18 protein-coding genes and 1 pseudogene are annotated in these 20,115 nt (G+C 63.2%); 11 read left to right on the forward strand and 8 right to left on the reverse strand.

Annotated features, from left to right (window positions below):
• Positions 1-406: 406 nt before the first annotated feature.
• Entirely contained in the window at positions 407-727 is a 321-nt protein-coding gene (locus GTP44_RS20470; protein WP_161020862.1) for an EexN family lipoprotein, read from the reverse strand.
• Positions 728-854: 127 nt separating this feature from the next.
• Here GTP44_RS20470 and GTP44_RS20475 point away from each other — a divergent pair, with 127 nt between their 5' ends.
• Positions 855-1,136: a helix-turn-helix domain-containing protein gene (locus GTP44_RS20475; protein WP_161020863.1), complete on the forward strand. Its 282-nt coding sequence runs from the start codon at positions 855-857 to the stop codon at positions 1,134-1,136.
• A gap of 280 nt (positions 1,137-1,416) precedes the next feature.
• Here GTP44_RS20475 and GTP44_RS20480 read toward each other — a convergent pair.
• Positions 1,417-2,769 (reverse strand): annotated as a pseudogene (locus tag GTP44_RS20480) (PHP domain-containing protein); the annotation flags it as partial.
• A 96-nt stretch (positions 2,770-2,865) separates the two neighbouring features.
• Between GTP44_RS20480 and GTP44_RS20485 the strand changes: the two are divergent.
• The 9 genes from GTP44_RS20485 (at position 2,866) to GTP44_RS20525 (ending at position 12,605) form a co-directional block, all read left to right on the forward strand.
• Complete coding sequence (locus tag GTP44_RS20485) at positions 2,866-3,687, forward strand: PhzF family phenazine biosynthesis protein (RefSeq protein ID WP_229257004.1); 822 nt, start codon at positions 2,866-2,868, stop codon at positions 3,685-3,687.
• 131 nt (positions 3,688-3,818) lie between these two features.
• Positions 3,819-6,200: a TonB-dependent receptor plug domain-containing protein gene (locus tag GTP44_RS20490; protein ID WP_161020865.1), complete on the forward strand. Its 2,382-nt coding sequence runs from the start codon at positions 3,819-3,821 to the stop codon at positions 6,198-6,200.
• A 130-nt stretch (positions 6,201-6,330) separates the two neighbouring features.
• Positions 6,331-6,816 (forward strand): DUF2844 domain-containing protein, encoded by a 486-nt coding sequence (locus tag GTP44_RS20495; protein WP_161020866.1) that lies wholly within the window; start codon positions 6,331-6,333, stop codon positions 6,814-6,816.
• Between the two features lie 12 nt (positions 6,817-6,828).
• Positions 6,829-8,547: a DUF3443 family protein gene (locus GTP44_RS20500; RefSeq protein WP_161020867.1), complete on the forward strand. Its 1,719-nt coding sequence runs from the start codon at positions 6,829-6,831 to the stop codon at positions 8,545-8,547.
• A gap of 86 nt (positions 8,548-8,633) precedes the next feature.
• Positions 8,634-10,748, forward strand: a complete 2,115-nt coding sequence (locus tag GTP44_RS20505; protein WP_161020868.1) for a bifunctional 2',3'-cyclic-nucleotide 2'-phosphodiesterase/3'-nucleotidase — start codon at positions 8,634-8,636, stop codon at positions 10,746-10,748.
• A gap of 2 nt (positions 10,749-10,750) precedes the next feature.
• Positions 10,751-11,476, forward strand: coding sequence for a tetratricopeptide repeat protein (locus GTP44_RS20510; RefSeq protein WP_160991077.1), 726 nt, complete (start codon positions 10,751-10,753; stop codon positions 11,474-11,476).
• A gap of 61 nt (positions 11,477-11,537) precedes the next feature.
• A complete protein-coding gene (locus tag GTP44_RS20515; RefSeq protein ID WP_161020869.1) occupies positions 11,538-11,747 on the forward strand; it encodes a hypothetical protein in 210 nt (69 codons plus the stop codon).
• Entirely contained in the window at positions 11,722-12,009 is a 288-nt protein-coding gene (locus GTP44_RS20520) for a type II toxin-antitoxin system RelE/ParE family toxin (protein WP_161020870.1), read from the forward strand. Before GTP44_RS20515 ends, GTP44_RS20520 begins: the two co-directional genes overlap by 26 nt.
• An 89-nt stretch (positions 12,010-12,098) precedes the next feature.
• Positions 12,099-12,605 carry a hemerythrin domain-containing protein gene (locus GTP44_RS20525; protein ID WP_160991074.1) on the forward strand — a complete coding sequence of 169 codons (507 nt, stop codon included), beginning with the start codon at positions 12,099-12,101 and terminating at the stop codon, positions 12,603-12,605.
• On the opposite strand, the gene coaD is transcribed toward GTP44_RS20525, so the two are convergent.
• The 6 genes from coaD to GTP44_RS20555 all read right to left on the reverse strand — a co-directional run bounded on the left by coaD (position 12,602) and on the right by GTP44_RS20555 (position 18,188).
• Positions 12,602-13,741, reverse strand: coding sequence for a pantetheine-phosphate adenylyltransferase (coaD, locus tag GTP44_RS20530; RefSeq protein WP_160991073.1), 1,140 nt, complete (start codon positions 13,739-13,741; stop codon positions 12,602-12,604). The two genes, GTP44_RS20525 and coaD, sit on opposite strands and share 4 nt — an antisense overlap.
• 30 nt (positions 13,742-13,771) lie before the next feature.
• Entirely contained in the window at positions 13,772-15,148 is a 1,377-nt protein-coding gene (locus GTP44_RS20535) for an ATP-binding protein (RefSeq protein ID WP_229257005.1), read from the reverse strand.
• 8 nt (positions 15,149-15,156) lie between these two features.
• Complete coding sequence (locus GTP44_RS20540; RefSeq protein ID WP_160991071.1) at positions 15,157-15,816, reverse strand: response regulator; 660 nt, start codon at positions 15,814-15,816, stop codon at positions 15,157-15,159.
• A gap of 46 nt (positions 15,817-15,862) precedes the next feature.
• Positions 15,863-17,362, reverse strand: coding sequence for a Do family serine endopeptidase (locus tag GTP44_RS20545; protein WP_161020872.1), 1,500 nt, complete (start codon positions 17,360-17,362; stop codon positions 15,863-15,865).
• 174 nt (positions 17,363-17,536) lie between these two features.
• Positions 17,537-17,992, reverse strand: a complete 456-nt coding sequence (locus GTP44_RS20550) for an Hsp20 family protein (RefSeq protein ID WP_160991069.1) — start codon at positions 17,990-17,992, stop codon at positions 17,537-17,539.
• A complete protein-coding gene (locus tag GTP44_RS20555; protein ID WP_161020873.1) occupies positions 17,979-18,188 on the reverse strand; it encodes a hypothetical protein in 210 nt (69 codons plus the stop codon). The genes GTP44_RS20550 and GTP44_RS20555 overlap by 14 nt, the downstream gene beginning before the upstream one ends.
• On the opposite strand from GTP44_RS20555, the gene GTP44_RS20560 reads away from it, so the two are divergent.
• Positions 18,187-20,070: a M61 family metallopeptidase gene (locus tag GTP44_RS20560; RefSeq protein WP_229257006.1), complete on the forward strand. Its 1,884-nt coding sequence runs from the start codon at positions 18,187-18,189 to the stop codon at positions 20,068-20,070. The genes GTP44_RS20555 and GTP44_RS20560 overlap by 2 nt on opposite strands.
• Positions 20,071-20,115 lie beyond the last annotated feature (45 nt).

Raw genomic sequence — 20,115 nt, forward strand, 5'->3', positions numbered from 1 at the left:
ATTGGAAGATGCCACAGCGGACTTGGAAGCTGGCGGCCAATCAATTTGCCATCATGTTTGGCGAACGCTTCACGAACGCGATTAACTAAAAACCGGCCCCGCACACACAGAATTTCTTACACGTCCGACCCTTGATATTTCCCAACGCCAAGGCGCCCCTCAAAACCCTACAGTTCAACCGCAAAATTTATAGCGACGTTTCGTCTAAAGCATAGAGCTCTGCGCATACCCGATGAATTCGTCGTGCTCGGTTCGGTGAGCATCCCATCGCCGGACACCGTCCGGCCGCTCACGATAGTCGCACGTCGTCAGGAACAGTCGACGCTTCGCTCTTGCCCTCCCGAGGTTAATACGGGTGGGGGTTTGTCATTTATCATTCCCACAAAAACGAGCAGGAGCGCAATCCTCAATGTTGCCGGAGAGCCTTAGCTGCCTCCCGCAATTGTTTCTGCCTCTCACCGATTATCTGGAGAGACCTCGCCGTTTTGGCGTTGTTGCAATTGACGCCCTCCAGACTATCCTGCCACTCTTGCTGCTGTCGGGCGTCTAACCTACTTAGCTCACCTCGCTCGTATTCCATACATTTTTCCGCCACTGATTTAGCTGAGTCGGGGTACTTTGAGTAGAAGTCGAGTGACTGCACCGTAACGTCGCCGCCGACCTTCTTTTGGCAAGCATTTAACGCGACGATCGAAATTAGAATCAAAACCATCTTACCGATATTCATCTATCAATCCACCAGATGTTGGGAAATGCGGAATATACCGGGAGAATTTCAAAATGTCACTTATAGTTTTCAAAAAGTTCCTCATGGTTGGTGGACTGTCAACGAGGTCGGAACGATCCTTGACTGTATGGAACAGCTCAATGAATCGTCGACCCCGCGTGAGATCTTTGCAAGAAATTTGCGTCTTGTACGGCGACTTAAGGACATCTCCCAGGAACAATTGGCTCTGGATGCCAACCTGAGTCGAACATATGTCAGCGAAGTTGAGCGAGCAGGAAGGAATATCTCCATCGATAACATGGGCCACCTTGCAAATGCGCTTGGAGTGGAGCTCAAGGACCTCCTTGACGCCAACATGCTATACGGAGTCCCCCCGGCGGCAAGGCAGTCACCAAGAGGCTCGACCTAATCGTCTAGTCCTGAGCTCAAGCCGTCTTTGAGAAAATATCCCAAATTACTCAGCTCTTTCCAGCTCACGCTCCCCATAACGGCTATCCGGTTCGCTAGGGCAAGTCCGGGTCACGGAAACATTGCACTACCTCCTGCTCAGACAGCAAAGATCAATGCACTTAAATTGCTTTATAGAAATACACCAAGCCTCGTCACAAAAACGTTCATGAACAGTTCAATCTAAGTAATCCTTCTCCTATAGAGGATATACAAGCGAAAGGTGAACAAAACGGGTCAACATTCACCCCAAGCGCGCGGCCGCTGTCGCGCAACGCGCTTTTGGGTCGATAGCTGATGACCACGGCGGCCAGCGCGGCGCGGTCGTGGCCGTATTTTTTGTAGATGTACTGAATCACCTCCTCGCGCCGCTGGTGCTCGAAGTCGACGTCGATGTCGGGCGGCTCGTTGCGTTCGCGGGAAATGAAACGGCCGGTCAGCATGTTGCTGCGCTCCGGATCGACCTCGGTCACGCCGAGGCAATAGCACACCACCGAGTTGGCCGCCGATCCTCGGCCCTGACACAGAATCCCGCTCAAACGCGCGAAGCTGACAATATCGTACACGGTGAGGAAATACGGTTCGTATTGCAGATCCGCGATCAGCACCAGTTCAGTCTCGATTTGCTTGCGCACCTTGGCCGATGCGCCGCCCGGCCAACGGCGCAAGACGCCCCGCTCCACTTCCTGCCGCAGATAACTGGCCGCCGTGTGACCGGGAGGAATCAACTCCTGCGGATACTGATACGTCAATTCCGTCAGGTTGAAGGTGCACTGTTCGGCGATCTTCAACGTTTCGGCCAGCGCGGCTGGGGGATACAAATTGGCCAGTTGCATGCGCGGCCGCAGATGCTGCTCGGCGTTCTGCGCCAGCGCATAGCCGCATTCGCTGACCGGCTTGCCGACGCGCACCGCCGTCAGCGTATCCTGCAAGGGCTTGCGCGAACGCACGTGCATGCACACATGCCCCACCGCCACCACCGCCATCCGATGCTGCGACGCCACCTCCGCGATACTGAGCCGATGCGCCTCATCGAAGGAGCGCAGCAGCAGATTCAGCCCCATCCAGGTTCGGCCGGGAAACGTCGCCGCCATCCAGGCCGCCTGGGCGTGCAACTGATCGACATCGGCGGGACGATACGCGGGATAATCCGGCACCAGTATCAGCCGGCAATCCGGCAATCCCTTCAGATGCGCAAACTCTTCCGGCGGCGCCGCCAGATCGTCCGGCGTCAACCGATAACTCCCCTTGGCCACGCGATGACGGCCTATCGTGATCAGTTCACACAGATTGCCGTAGCCATTTTTGTTGGTCGCCAGCGCGACAAAAGACAAGAATGGCGTGCCATCCGGATTGGACAGCCGGAAATAGCTGCCGATAATCAACGGCAAGCCCAACTCGTTGGCGGCGGCGTGAGCGCGCACTACGCCGGCCAGTGAGCATTCATCGGTGATCGCCAGCGCCCCGTACTCCAGTTGCCGGGCGCGGGCCACCAGCTCTTCGGCGCGCGAGGCGCCGTGGAGAAATGAGAAATTGGACAAGCAGAACAGCTCGGCATAAGCCGGCAGTCCCGCAACGGGCGTAGGAGAGCTCATAGGAATACTGTATATTTGTACAGTATACCACACCCACTTTCCGCAAGGACTCAAGGTGCGTCATCCTTTGACTTCGATAGATAATGACCATACTCGATGATTGCCCCTCGATGTAGATCAGCTTCCAAAAGGGAAAACATGCAGGTACAGGAACTTCTTTGCTTTGGCGTTGCGCGGGGCGTGGGCAATGCGGCATTGGTGGTGCGGAGCGACCATTCCAGCGCGGAGCAGCGCCAGCTGTTTGCCAGAGAACGTGGCAAGCCGGCTTGTGTGTTTATCGACCACGCGGCGGATGGCGGCATCGTGCTGGATTATTTTTATCCGCATAAGCGCAGCCCGCTTTGCCTGCATGCCACGCTGGCGGCGGCGCGTGTGTTGTTATCGGATGCGCAGTCGCATCTGCAAGTACGCACCGCCATGCACGATCAGCCGTTGACGCTGATTCTGCGGAATGGCGAAGTCTTCATCCAGTTGTCGCCACAGGCGGCCCCGGAGGTTGCCATTCCTGATGCGTTGCCGGCGCAGTTGCTGGCAACTCCCGATATCCAGCTCCGCTCGCCGCCGGTGATCGCTTCGGTCGGCAGCCCGAAGCTGCTGCTGGAGGTGGCGGACCGCGCCACGCTGCACGCCCTTACACCCGATCTGCGGCGCATTGCCGACTGGGGCAAGCGGCATGGCGTCAGCGGCTGTTACGTCTGGTGCCGCCGCGACGATGGCGCTTTCGAAGGCCGTAACCTCAACCATCTGGAGCCGGCCGCGGAAGACGGCGCCACCGGCGTGGCGGCGGGCGCACTCACCATCCACCTGCAAACCGGAATCACTTTATTTCAAGGCGCCAACGTCGGCACCCCATGCAAACTGCGCACCGAACGCCACGGCGCAAGTATTTTGATTGGCGGCCAAGCCGAATTTGCGTAGTACTACGTAAAGGAAACACCATAGTGGCGCAGATATACAACAAAAAATAGTGTCTCCATGAAAAATTGCTATCAAAGCACTTAGTTGTATATCTAATTTGCATAGAATTAAATTTTTCATGGGAGACGACTGTGCTCAAAACAAAACCTCTACACAAAGCCGTCCTGATCAGCCTCTACGGTGCCAGCGCACTGGCCGCGATGCCAGCCACCACTTACGCGCAAGCCGACATGCAATCGGTCAGCGTGATAGGCTCGCGCCGCGCCACCAGCTCGGCCACCGACACTGTGGTGCCGGTCGATATCATTCCCATGACCAAGGCCGGCGAATCGGGCGGCCAGTTCGACCTGGCGCAGACGCTGACCTACATTTCACCATCGTTCAACTCGACCCGCCAGACCGGCTCCGACGGCGCCGACCTGGTCGACTCCGCCGCGCTGCGCGGCCTGGGCTCGGACCAAACGCTGGTGCTGGTCAACGGCAAGCGCCGCCACACCACCGCGCTGGTCAACCTGTTCGGCGCGCGCAACCGCGGCAACACCGGCACCGACATGAACGCGATCCCGATGCTGGCCATCAAGGACGTGCAAATCCTGCGCGACGGCGCCGCCGCCCAGTACGGCTCGGACGCGATCGCCGGCGTGATGGACATCGGCCTGAAAAAATCCAAAGGCTGCGAAGCGGTCACCGGCTACAGCCAGTACAGCGAGGGCGACGGCAAGAACTGGCTGGCATCGGCCTACTGCGGTTTCGACATCGGCAACAACGGCGTGCTGGCGATCACCGGCGAGTATCTGGACCGTGGCCGTTCCAACCGCGCCGAGCCCGACAACCCGCGCACCATCGGCGACAGCAAGACCGAGAACCAGACCATCTACCTGAACGGCGAACTGCCGACCACGGGCACCGGCCGCCTGTACTTCACCGCCGGCGCGCAGAAGCGCGACGCCTCGTCCGGCGCCTGGGCGCGTGGCGGCATCGGCAGCGACGACATCCCGTCGCGCAACTCGGCGGCGATGTATCCGAACGGTTTCGTGCCGTTCATCAACGCCCGCATCGACGACTACTACGCCATCCTCGGCCACCGCAACCAGCTCGGCGCGTGGAATATGGACCTGTCGCAGACCTACGGCAAGAACAAGATGATCTACGACATCAGCAACACGCTGAACGCGTCGATCGCCAACCAGGACTTGCTGGCCGGCGGCAAGGGCATCAGCCCGAGCAGCTTCAACGCCGGCGGCTTCGCGTTTGAACAGCTGACCACCAACCTCGACTTCAACCGCTACTTCGAGGGCGTCGCCGGCAACGGCCTGAACGTGGCCTTCGGCGGCGAATACCGTCACGAGAACTACAAGATCTACGCCGGCGAACCGGGCTCTTACATCGACGCCGATGGCGTCGGCGTCGGCGGCGCCGCCGGCAGCCAGGGCTTCCCCGGCTTCCAGCCGGCCGACCGGGTCGACGCCAACCGCCACAGCGTGGCCGTCTACCTCGACCTGGAAGCGGACCTGACCGACAGCGTGAAAGCGCAGGGCGCGGTGCGCCACGAGAAGTACAGCGACTTCGGCTCGACCACCACCGGCAAGCTGGCCGGCAGCTGGCGCGTGGCGCCGAGCGTGCTGCTGCGCGGTTCGGCCTCGACCGGCTTCCGCGCGCCGTCGCTGCAGCAGATGTATTTCTCGTCGACTTTTACCGACTTCATCGGCGGCGTGCCGACCGACGTGGTGCTGGCGCCCAACAACAGCGCCGTCACCAACCTGGCCGGCATTCCCAAGCTGAAAGAGGAAAAATCGACCAGCTACACGCTGGGCACGACCTGGACGCCGACGCCGGCGCTGTCGGTCACCGCCGACCTGTACCAGATCAAGATCAAGGACCGCATCGTGCTGTCGGGCCGTTTCGACGACACCAACTATCCGGACCTGGCGAGCAAGCTGGCGACGCTGGGCGTGGGCCAGGCGCAGTTCTTCGTCAACTCGGTCGACACCCGGACCCGTGGCCTGGACCTGACCGCCTCGCACAAGACGACCTTCGGCGCCGACAAGCTGAACACCTTCCTGGCGCTGAACGTCAGCAAGACCGAGGTGACCGGCATCCACGCGCCGGCCTCGCTGCGGGGCTTTGAGGATGTGCTGCTGTCGGAGAAGGAACGGCTGTACATCGAGCAAGGCGCGCCGCGCTCGAAGGCGACGCTGGGCTTCGACTACACCCACAACGCCTGGAACACCGATCTCAAGATCATTCGCTTCGGTCCGCAAACGCTGGGCACCTACAGCGGCACCGCCGCCGGCGTTGCCAACCAGCACTATGACGCGAAAACCTCGGCCGATCTGGCGTTCACCTACAGCATCAACAAGAATATGAAGTTCTCATTTGGCGGCAACAATATCTTCAACGTCAAGCCAACCACGCAGAACCCGGATGAGACCGACAACGGCTTCAAATACGAGTCGGTGCAATTCGGCCTGAACGGTGCGTCGTACTTTGGCCGTCTCTACGTGAAGTTCTGAGCGCAATCAATCGCGCTCGTTTGACGGGTGCGATGACGAGAGATGTAACGTTTTCTTACATCTCTCTAACCCCATTCCACGCCACGGCGTTCTACACTGCATTGTCATTATTTTCGGCAATGGAGTCCTTATGCGCCGTGCATTCTCGCTGTTGCTGTTGCTGTCACTGCTGCAAGGCGCGCTCGCCTGGGCGGCGCTGGGCAGCGCCCCTTCGGATTTCGGCAGTCCGGCGACGCAAACACGGATGGCCGCGCGCAGTCTGGCGGCGGCCAGCGCCACGAGTACAACAACAACCGCCCCGGCCGCCGTCTACACCGTCAGCCAATCCACGCTCGACGGCGGCACCATCGTGCGCGAGTACATGAACGCCAACAACATCGTCTTCGCCGTCAGCTGGAAAGGTCCGACACTGCCCGACCTGCGCACCCTGCTCGGCGATAAATTCGCCGTCATGACCAGCAACGCCGCCAAACGCCCCAAGGCCGGTCACTCGCAACTGGCGGTCGACCAGGCCGACGTGGTGATCGTTTCCAACGGGCACATGCGCGCCTATGCCGGCCAGGCCTGGATCCCCAGCGCGCTGCCGGCCGGCTTCGACACCTCGACCATCGAATAACGGAAAACCTGCATGAAATACGCCCATCTGGCCACAGCCTTGCTGTGCCTGACGCTGGCGGCCTGCGGCGGAGGCGGCAGCGGCGCGTCCTCCTCCAGCGCCAACGCCGGCACCAGCGCCGCCACCACCGCCCCCGCCTCGGTGGTCAGCATCAGCGCCACGCCCACCGCCACCACCAGCGGCCAGGTCGTGACGCTGAGCTGGAACGTCAGCAACGCCACCACCAGCGCCTGCAGCGCCTCCGGCGCGTGGCGCGGCAGCGTTGCCACCAGCGGCACGCGGAGCGTCACGGCGGGCGCCGCCGGCACCGCCGCCTACACCCTCACCTGTGGCGACGTCAGCAACACCGCAACCGTCGCCGTGGCCACGCCACCACCGTCGCCCAGCGTCAGCCTGACGCTGGCGCCGGCCAGCATCAGCAGCGCGCAATCCAGCGTGCTGAGCTGGTCGTCGGCCAACGCCACCAGCTGCACCGCCAGCGGCGCCTGGAGCGGTAGCAAGGCCACCGCCGGCGCGGTGACCATCGTGCCGAACGCGACCGGCAGCTTCACCTACAGCCTGACCTGCAACGGCGACGGCGGCACCGCCACCGGCAGCGCCGCGCTGAGCGTCACCGCGCCGCTCAGCAACAGCACCGCGATCACGGTCGACAGCGGCCCGAGCGGCGTCAGCGGCGTGATCAATGTGCCGTATGTCAGCGTCACCGTGTGCCGTCCCGGCACCACGGTCTGCCAGACCATCGACCATGTGCTGCTCGACACCGGCTCCTACGGCCTGCGCCTGCTGGCCAGCCAGATGAGCCCGACACTGGCGCTGCCGGCCGTGAGCACCGCCTCCGGCGACGACGCCGGCACCTGCGGCAAGTTCATCAGCGGCTACACCTGGGGCGCGGTGCGCCAGGCCGACGTCCGCATGGCTGATGAGCTGGGGTCCGCGATCTCGATCCAGGTGATCGGCGACAGCGGCGCCAGCTACACCAGCACGCCCTCGGCGTGCAGCAGCGCCGGCGCCAACCTCGGCACGCTGGCGGCCCTCGGCGCCAAGGGCATCCTCGGCGTCGGCCTGTTCCGGCAGGACTGCGGCGCGGCCTGCGTCAACAGCGCCAACAACGGCGTCTACTATGAATGCGCCAGTGGCGCCTGCGCCGCCAGCACCATGCCGCTGGCCCGGCAAATCAGCAACCCGGTGGCCTCGTTCGCCACCAACAACAACGGCCTGATGATCACCCTGCCGAGCGTGGACGCCGCCGGCCTGACGGCGGTCAGCGGCACGCTGGTGTTCGGCGTCAACACGCAAGACAACAACCGCATCGGCGGCGAAACCATCTTCCAGACCGACGGCGGCGGCGACTTCATGACCACCTACAAGGGCAAGACCTACAGCGCCAGCTTCATCGACAGCGGCACCAACAGCTACACCTTCACCGACAGCACCATCCGCCAGTGCTCCGGCGGCGACTTCTACTGCCCGGCGACGACCTTGTCGCTGAGCGCCACCAACACCGCCGCCGACGGCAGCGCCAGTGGCAACGTCAACTTCAACATCGTCAACCTGGTCGGCCTGCCGTCCACCATCACGGCGGCCCAGATCGGCAGCACGGTCAGCGGCGGCAGCGCGTCCTCCAGCGGTTCGTTCGCCTGGGGCCTGCCGTTCTTCTTCGGCCGCCGCGTGTTCGTCGTCATGGAAAACCAGACCGTCGCCGGCAAGACCGGCCCCTACTGGGCGTACTGATGCGGGACTCATGCGCAATGTCATAACCTTGTCACGATAAATAGCTAAAGTTGCAACCTTGAATTTTTCCCTTCGTTGAGGTTGCGATGAAATTGAATCTGGTGCTGCTGGCCGCGCTGAGCGCCGCCGGCCTGGTTGCCTGCGGCGGCGACAACACGCCGGTGGCCGCCACGCCCGCCGTCCCGGCGATCCCGGAAGGCACGACCGTCACGCTGGCGCTGTTGGAAACCACCGACATCCACGCCAACGTGATGAGTTACAACTACTACTCACTGGCCGAGGACACCAGCCTGGGCCTGGAGCGCACCGCGTCGCTGGTCAAGGCCGCGCGCGCCGAGAATCCGAACAACGTGCTGCTGGACGACGGCGACACCATCCAGGGCACGCTGCTGGGCGACCTGCAGGCCGTCACCAAGCCCATCGCCTGCACCGAGACGCTGGCGGTGCACAAAGTCATGAACGCCATGAAATTCGACGGCGGCGGTTTCGGCAACCACGAATTCAACTACGGCCTGCCGTTCCTGAGCCAGGTCACCAACACCGACTTCGGCATTCCGGGCGTGAGCAAACCGGCCGGCAACTGCGGCGCGCCGACTTTCCCGCTGGTGCTGACCAATGTCACCGGCGTGGCCAGCGGCAAGCCGATCGTGCAGCCGTACACCCTGCTGCCACGCACCTTCTCGGCGGTGAAGCCGGACGGGGGCAAGCTGGACGTTAAACTGAACATCGGCATCATGAGCTTCGTGCCGCCGCAAATCCTCGAATGGGACCAGAAGAACCTGGCCGGCAAGGTCGCCGTCACCGGCGTGCAGGAGGCGGCCAGGCAGTACGTGCCCGAGCTGCGCGGCAAGGGCGCCGATCTGGTGGTGGCGCTGTCGCACGGCGGCCTCGACCCCAGCAGCTACAGCCCGAAGATGGAAAACGGTTCCTACCACCTGACCAGCACCGGCATCGACGCGCTGATGATCGGCCATTCGCACCTGGTGTTCCCGAAAGGCAAAGAGACCGGCGCGGCGGCCCTGGACGCCTCGTTCGCCGCCTTCCCGGCCAGCGCCAACATCGATCCGATCAACGGCTTCGTCAACGGCGTGCCGACCGTGATGGCGCAAAGCTGGGGCCGCCGTCTCGGCATCATCAAGATGACGCTGGCGTACACCAACGGCAAGTGGGCGGTGCAGCCATCGAAGACCACGGTGGAATCGCGCGGCTTCAAGTACACCGACGGCGCCACCAATATCGCCGCCGACAGCGGCATCGCGCCGCTGGTCGCCACCGAGCACGCCGCCACCATCGCCTACGCCAGGCAGCCGCTGGGCGTGACCACCGACTTCGAAATGTCCTCCTACTTCGCATTGGCGGGCGACGTGTCGGCGATCCAGCTGGTGAACCAGGCGCAGCTGGCGTATGTGAAAAACTTCATCGCCACCAGCACCGATGCCACCATCGCCAGCTACCAGGGCATTCCGGTGCTCTCGTGCAGCGCACCGTTCAAGGCCGGACGCAACGGGCCAACGGACTTCACCGACGTGGCGCCGGGCGCCAGCGCGGCCGCGCCGATCGGCCTGCAGGTGCGCAATCCGGGCGACCTGTACCTGTATTCGAACAACAACCTGCAGGCGGTCAAGATCAAGGGTTCCGACCTGAAGAACTGGCTGGAAGCGTCGGCCAAACAGTTCGGCCAGATCGATCCGGCCAAGACCGGCGAACAGGACCTGGTGCCGTCGTACAGCACCATCTACAACTACGACGTGTTCTACGCCGAGGACAACGCGCTGACCTACCAGATCGACGTGACCAAGCCGGCCGGCAGCCGCATCGTCAACCTGAGCTACAAGGGCAAGCCGGTGGCGGATGGTGACGACTTCATTGTCGCCACCAACGACTACCGCGCCGGCGGTGGTGGCGCCGTGCCCGGCATCGACGGCAGCAAGACCATCATCAAGTCGCCAGACGCCAACCAGACCGTGGTCAGCAACTACCTAACGGCGCAAGGCGCGGCCAGCGGCAAGGTGACGCTGGCCGGCAACGGCAGCGCGCGCAGCTGGCGCTTCGTCAAGACTGCGACGGCCGGTCCGGTGATCCTGCGTTCGGCGCCGGGCCACCTGGCGCTGGCGAAAAGCAGCGGCCTGACGGCGGTCACGGCCGAAGGCGCTCAGGACGCCAGCGGCTTCGGCAAGTACACCATCGACCTGAGCAAATAACCATGCGCGCCCTGATCACCCTTGCGCTGGCAGCGGCCTTGCTGGCCGGCTGCCAGATCCAGCATGAAAAGCCGACGTCGGCGCAAATCGAAGTCATCGGCATGAAGGCCAAGCAGGAAGCCGATCCGCACGCCGAGCGCAAGCTGATGGCATGGTCGTTGCAAAACATGCCGGTGGCGCAGCGCGAGCTGGCGATCTTGTACCAGACCCGTGCGGAGCAGCGCGACGCCGCGCTGAAGCTGTTCGCCCAGGCGGCGCGCGGCGGCGATGTGGAAGCCGCGTTCCAGCTGGGCGAGATGCTGCGCGTCGGCGTGCCGGGCGTGCCAGCGGCGCCGGCGGCAGCCGCGCCATGGTACGCCCAGGCGGCGAAGCATCAGCACGCCAAGGCCGCGCTGGCCCTGGCGCTGCTCTACAAGAACGGCAACGGCGTCCGGCGCGACGATGCGCAGGCGGCACACTGGCTGACCGCCGCAAGCAATCTTGGCAACGCGCATGCGATGTTCCTGCTCTCCAACCTCTACAACGAAGGCCAGGGCGTGCCGCAAGACCGCGCCCAGGCTCGCGCGCTGCTGGAGGAGGCCGCCGAGCACGAATACCCGCCGGCGCTACAGGAACTGGCGATGACTGTCGAGCTCGGCGACGACCACAGTCCCAAGGACACGCTGCGCGCCAGCCACCTGATCAAGGAAGCCAGCGAGCACCGCCGCAACAACTGGAACCGCTTTTAACGAACGCAAAGTCAGGCATTCTTTCGGTGCTGGAATCAATTCTCACCGAGGGAGAAAGTCCATGGCCAAGACTACGTTAAGGGAAGAGGACGCAGACGATCCGCTGACGTTGGCCAATGCGCGCTTTGAGCATTTCCTCAAAACTCAGCAGTCAATTCCCTGGGCCCTCGTCAGCACCTATCTCGATCAACGTGCAGCCGGGAAAAGTCCGCAACGTCCACAACCGCAGACATTTTTCGGCGATCATGGCTCGCCTCGAATTGATGCCTGATGCCATAGAGGATCTTGATCGCATCGTGGACTATTTAGTTCAAAGCAAGGCATCAAGCATCCCAAAGAAAATCCAGAGAATACAGCAAGCCATCAAATGGCTTGAAACGAATCCAAGAATCGGCCACGCGATCAGTGCCGACAAGCGTGAATTATTTATTGGGCAGCGAGGGCACGGTTACGTCGTCGTTTATACCTATCTTGCTGACGTCGATACCGCATTTGTGCTGACAATCCAGAGTCAACGACAAAGGCGCCCTTGATTCTGTGCGTGGTCCGGCGCACAGACCGGTGATGGTGGGACTTCTAGACTGGTCCGGCAGTCCCTTCATTCGCCACGCAAGGAGCCGATATGAGAACCACGTCACAATCCTCGGGCAAGATCCCCAAGCCTATCCCCACCGAAACCCCACCCGAAGACGCGCTGTCGCTGCTGATTCAAGATCACGACAACGTCAAAGCGCTGTTTGAACAATACGATGCGCTGGGCGACCGCGCCCACGTGAGCAAGCACAAGCTTGCGCTGCAGATCTGCGAAGAGCTGACCAAGCACACGATGATCGAGGAGGAAATCTTCTACCCGGCCGTGCGTCAGACCATCAAGGACGATGACATCATGGACGAATCTCTGGTCGAGCACGCCTCCGCCAAGGACCTGATCGCCCAGATCCAGACCATGGAACCGAGCGACGACCTGTTCGACGCCAAGGTCACCGTGCTGTCCGAAATGATCGAGCACCACGTCGGGGAAGAAGAGAACGACATGTTCCCGAAGGTCCGCAAGACCAAGCTGAACCTCCAAGAGCTGGGCCAGCAGATGGCTACCCGCAAGGAACAAATCCAGTTGCCGCCGGTTTAAGCCAGGCGCGCCATCTCGCGCTGCATGTTGTCGATGGCGCGCTCGTTGTACTGTTCGGCAAAATAATCGTTGCCGAACAGTTGTCCCTGGCGCGCCTTGCGGCACAGGTGCGCCAGCGCCCCGCCTCGTTGCGCGCGGTATTCGGCGTCCGGCAGATGGCTGTATTCATGCCGGATCGCGCGCGCATAGTTCTGGTAGACCTCGTCGTCCTGACCGAGGATCGCCAGGTCCACACTCAACAGCACATCCTTCAGCCGGTGCGTGATCGACGCTTCCTGGAAATGGTCGGTGGCGCGGATCAGCTCGGCCGCGTCGCCCATCTCCTGCCCCAGGTGGCTGCCCAGCCATAGCTGCGCGCTGGCTTCCTCGTTGCTGAGGTCGGCCGCCACGCCCGGGCCATACTCGGCGTCATGGAACCAGAACGCCTGCTTGACGATCTCGACATCCACCGGATCGGGCCGCGTGTTGGCCGCCCACACGCGGATTTCGCACAGGCCGTGCACCAGATGGTCGAGGTTGTGATAGTGGCGCCCCGCGCCGCCGTAGCACGACGGTCCGGTCAGTCTGGCGAACCAGTCGTCGGCGTGGGCGATCGCGGTGGCGTCGCGGTGCGCGTAGTCCCACAGCGTTTCCCATTCATTGCGCAGCCAGCTCAGCACCCAGGCATGGTAGCCCGGCCCCGGCACGAATTTCTTCATGATCCAGTTCCAGCCGATCGGTCCTTCGAGCGCCTTGACAAACGAGGAACTGACCGAGCCGAGGTCGCGCGGCGGCATGACGAACACCGTCTTGGCGCCCTGCAGCACGTCGACATTGGTCTGCTGGATCAGGTTCTCGTAATCGAAATCGGCGGTGGTGCGGATGCCGCGGATCAGGCAGTGCACGCCCTGCTTCTTGGCCGCGCGCGCCGTGTAGTCGCCGCGCACGATGACCACCGACACATTGTCCCAGCCCTGCTCGGCGCAGCTGAGCGCGATGATGCTCTTGCGCTCCTCGGCGGTGAACTTGGGTTTCTTGGCGGGGTTTTCAGAAAGAAAAACCACCACCTCGTCCGCCAGCGACCGGGCCTCGTTGATCACCCACATGTGACCGTTGGTGATCGGGTCCAGGGTTCCCGAAAAGCCGATTTTCTTCATGCGCCACTCCAGCACCGTAAAAACGGCATTTTAGACTGGAGTGGGCTGGCGAGTCTCAGGAAAATCAACCTTGACTTTTAAACCACCAAGGCGTTCGGACTGGTCCAGCGACAGCGTGGCGTTGTGGCGCTCCGCAATCGATTGCACGATCGCCATGCCCAGACCGCTACCACCGGCGGGGCTTCCGGGCACGCGGTAGAAGCGGCTGAACACCCGTTCGCGCTCCTCCGGCGGGATGCCGGGACCCGAATCCTCGACGCTCAGCACGATGCGCGGCCGGGCATTTTTTGTGGCGGCCACGCTACGCCGCAGGTCGATATCGACGGTGCCGCCGGCCGGCGTGTACTTGATGGCGTTGTCGACCAGGTTGCGCAGCAGGATCAGCAGGGCGTCCTGCTGACCGGCCACCACCACCTCATCCGCATGGTGCAGGCCAAGGTCGATCTGGCGCGCCTGCGCCAGGCCGTTCATGTCGCCCAGCACCCGTTTGACGATGTCGCCCAGCGGCACCGGCTCCAGCTTGATCTCTTCGCTGCCGCCCTCCTGCCGCGCCAGCATCAGCAACTGCTCCACCAGCCGCGTGGCCCGCTCGATGCCGGCCGAGACGCGCGAGACGGCCACCTTGCGCGCCGCCTCGTCCTGCGCCCGTTCCAGGCTCAGCACCTGCAATTTCAGCGCGGCCAGCGGCGTGCGCAACTCGTGCGCGGCGTCGGCCACGAAGTGCTGCTGCGCCTCGAACGCGGTGCGCACGCGGACAAACAGCAGGTTCAGCTCTTGCACCAGCGGCAACACCTCGTCCGGCAGATCGTTTTCCGACACCGGCGACAAATCCTCGGCCTGGCGCGCCGCCACCTGGCGCTTGACGCGCGACACCGGCGCCAGCGAGCCCGACACCACCCACCACACCACCAGCATCAGCACCGGCGCCATGACGGCGATCGGGCCGACCGTGCGCAGCGCCAGCGTGCCGGCCATGCGCTGGCGTACCGCCATGTCCTGCGCCACCTGCACCGTCTGATTGGAGGTCTGCACCGAGAACACCCGGTAGGTGGTCTTGTTGACGCGCACATTGGAAAAGCCCAGCACCGCGCGCTGCGGCAGCGCCGCGCGCGACAGCGAACGGAACACTTGCGCACCGTCCGGGGTCCACACCTGCACCACCAGGTCGTCGTTTTCGGGATCGGCGGCGGTGTCGGCCGACTTGTTGGTCAGCGTCGCGCTGGAGCGCAGCGACATCGCCATCTGCTGCATGTGGTAGTCGAAGATCTGGTCGGCGTCGCTCAGCGCGCTGCGGTAGGCGATCAGCGCCTGGGCGATCGCCGCCATGATGATGGCCGCCAGCAGGAACCACAGCAGGCGGCCGCGCAGGGAGTGCGTCACCACCGGCACGCGCGGCAGTGACGGCATCCGCACTTTCATAGTTTCGGCACCATGTAGCCGAGGCCGCGTACGTTCTGGATCAGTTCGGCGCCGAGCTTCTTGCGCAGGCCGTGAATGTAGACTTCCACCGCGTTGCTGTTGACTTCATCCTTCCAGCTGTACAGCTTTTCTTCCAGCTGATGGCGCGACAGCACGATGCCCGGCCGCGCGATCAGCGCCTCCAGCACCGCCCATTCGCGCGCCGACAGGCTGACCGGCTTGCCGTCGGCGATCACTTCACGGGTTTGCGGATTGACCGTGACATTGCCGTGCTCGAAGATCGGCTCGGCGCGGCCGGCCGAGCGCCGCAGCAGCGCACGGATGCGGGCCAGCAGCTCGTCGAGGTCGTAGGGTTTGAGCACGTAATCGTCGGCGCCGGCGTCGAGGCCGGCGATGCGCTGCTCCTTGGCGTCGCGCGCGGTGGCGATCAGCACCGGCGTCAGTTCCTTGCGCATGCGCATCGAGCGCAGCACGTCGAGGCCGTCCTTGCGCGGCAGGCCCAGGTCCAGCAGCACCAGGTCGTAGGTCTGGGTCTGCAGCGCGGTGTCGGCCATGTCGCCGTCCTTGACCCAGTCGACCGCGTAGTGCTCGGCCCGCAACAGGTCGAGCACCACTTCGCCGATCATCGTATCGTCTTCTACCAGCAGAAGTCGCATATTGTTGTTCCTTTCTGTTTTTGTTGAGCGTTCTGCCGGCCCGACGTTAGCCGAGGCGGACCGGTATGAAGATTTTATCGTCGCCGCGCTGGATCAGCAATGCCACCGACTTGGACGACTTGCCCACCACCTCGCGCACCTGGTCGATGCTGTTGACCGGACGGCCGTTCACCGACAGCAGCACATCGCCAGGCTGCACGCCGGCATTGGCGGCGGCGCCGCCGGCGTCCTGGATCAGCAGACCGTTGGCCAGGCCGGCCTCCTGGCGTTCCGCCGGGTTCAGCGGACGCAACGCCAGACCGAGGCGCAGCTTGGCGCTGGCCTGGTCGGCCGGATCGGCGCTCTGGGCGGCGACCTTGTCATTGGCGTTGCCCAGCGTGGCGGTGACCTGCACCGGCTTGCCCTGACGCCAGACGTCGAGCGTGATTTTCTCGCCCGGCGCCGACAGCACCACCATCGACGGCAGGTCGACCGAGCTGACGATCTTCTGGCCGTTCAGCGAACGAATCACGTCGCCGGCTTTCAGGCCGGCCTTGTCGGCCGGGCCGCCGCGCTCCACGTTGGAGACCAGCGCGCCTTCCGGCGTGGCCAGGTTGAAGGAATCGGCGAAGCCCTGGTTCACTTCCTGCACCGTCACGCCCAGCTTGGCGTGCACCACCTTGCCGGTGGCGACGATCTGGTTCTTGATCTTGTTCGCCACATCGATCGGGATGGCGAACGACAAGCCCTGGTAGCCGCCCGTCTGGCTATAGATCTGCGAGTTGATGCCGACCACCTCGCCGCGGGTGTTGAACAGCGGACCACCCGAGTTACCCGGATTGACGGCGACATCGGTCTGGATGAACGGCACATTGCCATCCGGCAGCGAGCGGCCCTTGGCGCTGACCACGCCGGCGGTCACGGTATTGTCGAGGCCGTATGGCGAGCCGATCGCCAGCACCCATTCGCCGACTTTCAGGTCGTTACCCTTGGCCAGCGGCACCACCGGCAGGTTCTTGGCGTCGATTTTCAGCACGGCGACGTCGCTTTGCGGGTCTGAACCCAGCACCTTGGCGCGGAATTCGCGGCGGTCAGTCAGCTTGACCACTACCTCGTTGGCGTCACGCACCACGTGGGCGTTGGTCAGGATGATGCCGTCCGAGCTGACGATGAAGCCCGAGCCCAGGCCGTGGGTCGGCATCTGGCGCTGCTGGCCGCGCTGCTGGCCCTGGAAGCGGCGGAAGAATTCGTAGAACGGATCATCGGCGTAAGGATCGTTGCGCCCCTGCGGGCCGTCGCCATCGTAGGAGGTCTTGGTGCTGCCGGTGACGTTGATGTTGACCACGGCCGGGCCGTTGTGCGCCACGATGACGCTGAAGTCAGGCAAGGCGATGGCAGGCGCGGCCACCGGCGCCGGCGCGGCGGCCGGAGCCTGGGCCACGGCGGCGACGGGCGCGCTGGCGGCGGCCACGGCGGCATTCTGTTTGACAGCGACCGCACCGCCGACACCGACCACGCCCAGTATGGCGACGGCGATAGCGGCACGCTTGAGAGTAGTGTTGGACATAACGGTTCTCCTATGAGTGAGGACTTTAGATGTATCTAATATGAGCCTAAAAACTTAGGCGCCGCTTAGCAAATCCGGGCCGATATATCTTGTTACAACGCAAAACTGGCCGGAAAGACCGGCCAGTTGCAAGGACTACATTAAAGCGCAGTTAAATCACGCTTAAGCGCACGATTAAGCGACTTGGCGCTGTTCCAGCGCGGTGACGTTGTCGCCGCCGTCGATGACGATTTTGCGCGGCTTCAGCGCTTCCGGAATCTCCCGCACCAGTTCGATGGTGAGCATGCCGTTGTCGAAGCTGGCGCCGGTCACCTTGACGTGGTTGGCCAGCTGGAAGCGCTGCTCGAAGTCGCGGGCGGCGATGCCGCGGTGCAGATAGGTGCGCTCGGCTACATCCTTCTGCTTGCGGCCCACCACGGTCAGCGCGTCGCGCTCGAAGGTGATGTCGATTTCCGCGCGGCTGAAGCCGGCCAGTGCCATGACGATGCGGTACTGGTCATCCGATACCAGCTCGATGTTGTAGGGAGGATAGCTGGGGGTGTCGTTGCGCTGGGCGTCGTTGAGCATTTGTGCCAGACGATCAAAGCCGATAGCCGAACGATACAGTGGGGTCAGGTCAAAAGTACGCATGATAGATATCCTTTTCAAATGAAGCGATATGGTTGAACTCCGGGGAAAACTCCCCGCTCGCGGCCCCCATCCGGGCAACCGCTGATTCCCATATAAGTCGTCGCCAACCGCTTTCAAGAGGTTTTTTTGAAATTTTTTTTCGTTTCCCGCGTGCTACACTCGACAGCTTGTCCAACCCGTTTTGACGATTACCCATGATGTCTCTGACCCGTGCCGTACTTGCCGGCCTGCTGGCCACCGCCTTCAGCGTCCAGGCCGCCGCCATTTCCGAACAGCCCTACCCGGGCACCATCGTGCTGAAAGTGGACGCCACCAATAACGCGCAACAAATCTTCCGCGTGACCCAAAGCATCCCGGCCCAGCCCGGCAAGCTGACGCTGCTGTATCCGCAGTGGGTGGTGGCCAATCACGGTCCGAGCGGCGCGCTCAACCAGTTTGCCGGCCTCAAGGTCAGCAGCGGCGGCAAGCCACTGAGCTGGAAGCGCGATCCGCTCAACGTCTGGGCCTTCAACATCGACGTGCCGGCCGGCGCCAGCGCGGTGGACGTGGAATTCCAGTACGTCTCGCCGGTCGAGGCCAACCAGGGCCGCACCACCTTCACCAACGACATTCTCGGCGTGCAATGGCAATCGCTGGCGCTGTACCCGGCCGGCTACCGCAGCCGCAACATCACCGTGCAGCCCAACCTGACGGTGCCGCCGGGCTGGCAGTTCGGCAGCGCGCTGGAAGTGCGCGAGCGCCAGGGCGACACCATCGCCTTCAAGCCGCTGGACCTGGAAACCCTGCTGGACTCGCCGCTGTTCGCCGGCCGCTACTTCCGCCGCATCGACCTCGATCCGGGCGCCAGGCTGCCGGTGCACCTGAACCTGGTGGCCGACAGCCCGGAACAACTGGAGGCGACGCCGGAACAAATCGCGCCGCACCGCGCACTGATCCAGCAAGCCTACAAGCTGTTCAACTCCAAGCACTACCAGCACTACGACTTCCTGCTGGCCATCAGCGATGAGTTCGGCGGCATCGGCCGCGAGCATCACCAGTCCAGCGAGAACGGCGTCAAGCTCGGCTACTTCACCGAGTGGAACAAATACGAGGCGCGGCGCGAACTGCTGCCGCATGAATTCGCGCACTCGTGGAACGGCAAGTTCCGCCGTCCGGACGGCCAGAACGTGCCCAACTTCAACACCCCGCTCGACAACTCGCTGCTGTGGGTGTACGAGGGCCAGACCCAGTACTGGGGCGCGGTGCTGGCCGCGCGTTCCGGCCTGATCAAGCCGGAACATACGCGCGACCTGCTGGCCGCGTCGGCCGCGCGCCTGGACAATGTCAAGGGCCGCGAATGGCGCGCGGTGCAGGACACCACCTACGATCCGATCGTCAACGCCCGCCGTCCGCAAGTGTGGAACAACTGGCAGCGCGGCGAGGACTACTACCAGGAAGGCCAACTGATCTGGCTGGACGCCGACACCAGGATCCGCGAAATGTCGGGCGGCAAACGCTCGCTGAACGACTTCGCGCGCGGCTTCTTCGGCGTCGACGACGGCATGTATGTCGCCAAGCACTACACCTTTGACGACGTGGTCCGCGCGCTGAACGCCGTGCAGCCCTACGACTGGGCGACCTTCCTGCGCGAGCGCGTGGAAGGCCACGGCCCCGGCGCGCCGCTGGACGGCCTGACGCGCGCCGGCTGGAAACTGGTCTACACCGACAAGCCGACCGATTTCCTCAAAGCGCAGGAAGATCTGAGCAAATCGGCCAACTTCCAATACTCACTGGGCTTCTCGGTCGGTTCGGAAGGCAAGCTGGAAGCGTTCATCTGGGATGGCATCGGCTTCAAGGCCGGGCTGTCGGGCAACACCACGCTGCTGGCGGTCAACGGCCGCGCCTACAAGGCGGAGATCCTGCGCGCGGCCATCACCGCCGCCAAAACCAGCAAGGAGCCGATCAATCTGCTGGTCAAAAAAGGCAATCAGTACCGCACCGTGGCGCTGGATTACCACGACGGCCTGAAATACCCGCGCCTGGAACGCATCGAAGGCCAGCCGGACCGCCTGAGCGACATCCTCAAGCCGCTAAAGTAAGCCGTCACCGGCCGGGCGCGGCATCGCTTTACCGAAAGCGGTGGA

Origin of the sequence: Duganella lactea (genome assembly GCF_009857505.1) — a bacterium.
GTDB lineage: Bacteria > Pseudomonadota > Gammaproteobacteria > Burkholderiales > Burkholderiaceae_D > Rugamonas > Rugamonas lactea.